Annotated in this window: 1 protein-coding gene; it reads left to right on the top strand. The window is 30.3% G+C overall.

Going from position 1 to position 2,339, the window contains the following annotated elements:
- The first annotated feature begins 657 nt into the window (after window positions 1–657).
- Window positions 658–1,944, top strand: coding sequence for an ATP-binding protein (locus tag QZU81_RS10815; RefSeq protein ID WP_295591779.1), 1,287 nt, complete (start codon window positions 658–660; stop codon window positions 1,942–1,944).
- Window positions 1,945–2,339 lie beyond the last annotated feature (395 nt).

The following is a 2,339-nucleotide window of genomic DNA, read 5'->3' as shown; positions in this document are numbered from 1 at the left end:
TTGTGGTTCTGTTCAGCCATCATCCAGTCTACGAGATCGCTTAACCGTATTTTTTGTCCTTGATTTTTCATAATTTATCACTTTCCCGTGATTTTTTTTTAAAAATTCATGGCCATGTAGAATAATGTCTGTAAAAGGTAGTATATAAGTTATTTAGTTATTTTTCCCCCAATATAACCTAATTTTTGAATATAACCTCTTCAAATCAATATTTGTATGAAAAGGTAATTTTTAATTAAGTTTTTCCTGGTGAATATGCTAATTTTAATATTTATTTTATGGGGAGATTGGATAGTAATATTACAAAATAGTTTGAATGCGGTGGTTTTGAAGGAATTTATATAAATACTTATGTTTGAAACCTCCGAACTACAGATAACCTAAAAAAATGGTTTTGATACTTTTTTCATTCTCCAATATGACAGATTATCTTGTGACAATTTCTCCATGTTCATATTTGTCCAGAAATTATGAAGATTTCATTCAAATGTTTTATATATGATAATTAAAATATATTTATTTACTTTAGTGAATGTTATGTATTTGCTTTAATAAAATTTATGTGATTACTTTAGTGAATGTTATGTATTTGCTTTAATAAAATTTATGTGATTACTTTAGTGGAAATTATGTATTTACTTTAATAGGCTGATTGATATGAAAGAATATTTGGATAGATATTTGGATAAGGAATTGGATGAATTATTGGAATATATGGGTGCTGTTCTTATTGTCGGGCCGAAATGGTGCGGGAAAACGACTACTGCCGAACAACATGCGGAAAGTGTAATACAGTTGCAGGATCCCACTTATTCTAAGAATTATTTAAAGCTGGCTGATGTTGACCCACTTTCATTGCTTGAAGGGAAAAAACCCAGATTAATCGATGAATGGCAGATGGCTCCTGAGCTATGGGATGCTGTAAGGTATAGTGTAGATGAAAGTGATGATGACGGTTTGTACATTTTAACCGGTTCAACTGTTGTCGATGATACAAAAATTAATCATAGCGGTGCTGGAAGAATTCACAGGTTATTGATGAGACCTATGAGCCTATATGAAAGTAAGGAATCTAATGGTAAAATTTCTTTAATGGATTTATTTGACAATCCTGATTTAAATATTAATGGTATTACCTCCGATTTGACAGTTCCTGATTTGATTTTTGCAATGTGCAGGGGCGGATGGCCTGAAAGTTTAAACAAAAAAACCAGAAAACAACAGTTAATGATAGCAAGGTCATATTTGAATATCTTATGCGAAATTGATACAACAACAATAGATGGCGTTAAAAGAAATCCTGATAAAGTCAAATCCCTTTTAAAATCATATTCAAGAAACATTTCTTCATTTACAAAAAATACAATGATTATTGCAGATATACAGGAGCATCATGGATCAATGTCTGAAACGACATATTATGATTATATCAATGTCTTAAAGCAATTGTTTGTGATTGATGAAATTAAAGCCTGGGGTCCTAAAATCAGATCTAAGACTGCAATGAGAAATTCTTCTAAAAAAAATTTTATAGATCCATCTATTGCAGTAGCAGCTCTTGAATTAACTCCCGAACAGTTATTATATGATTTGGATACTGGAGGACATATATTTGAAAGCCTCTGTATTCGTGATATTAATGTATATTCTGCACAAAGGGGAGGGAAAGTATTGCAATATCATGACCAGGATGATTTGGAGGTTGACTGTGTTTTAGTCTTAAGCAATGGGGATTATGCATTAATTGAATTTAAGTTAGGCAGTAGAGAAGAAGAGGATGGTGCTTCAAATTTACTTAAACTTAAAAATTTGATTATCAAAAGAAAAGAGTCCGGTGATATCAATATTCCCGAACCAAAATTCTTGGCAATTGTAAATGGTGGAAAAGTAGCCTATACTCGCGAAGACGGTGTTAAAGTAATTCCTATAGGTTGTTTGTGTTGATGTTTTTTCATTGTCAAATGAATTCTAAAAGATTATTAAAACTCGAATTTTAAAAAACGGAACTTATCCGTTTAGTTTAGATTAATGCTTTGTAAAATGGGGGATGGAAAATAATTTTTATCCCTGATTGGATATTTGTTGTTAAGTGTCAATGTATTTATCAATGAAATCATGTATTGGTGAAGTGAATAGTAATCATTTCTCCTGGAAATTGAATTGGGTGAATTTATTAATATCATGAATGAAAATCCCTGAAACTATTTGTGATATAAAAAAAGGATTCTTATGAGATAATTTCGAAAACTTCATTTAAGAAAAAACTCTTAAGCCGGATTTTTATATATAAAAATGTTAATTTTATATACTTTTTTTTACATAAATTCAATTAAGATTGG

The organism is uncultured Methanobrevibacter sp. (genome assembly GCF_902770715.1).
Taxonomy (GTDB): Archaea; Methanobacteriota; Methanobacteria; order Methanobacteriales; family Methanobacteriaceae; genus Methanocatella.
Note: the sequence above shows the minus strand (reverse complement) of the source record. Positions and strands in the feature narration are given on the sequence as shown.

Bases quoted from the DNA above. Each gene is read 5' to 3' on its own strand.
- QZU81_RS10815 (WP_295591779.1), top strand. From the start codon at position 658: ATGAAAGAATATTTGGATAGATATTTGGATAAGGAATTGGATGAATTA.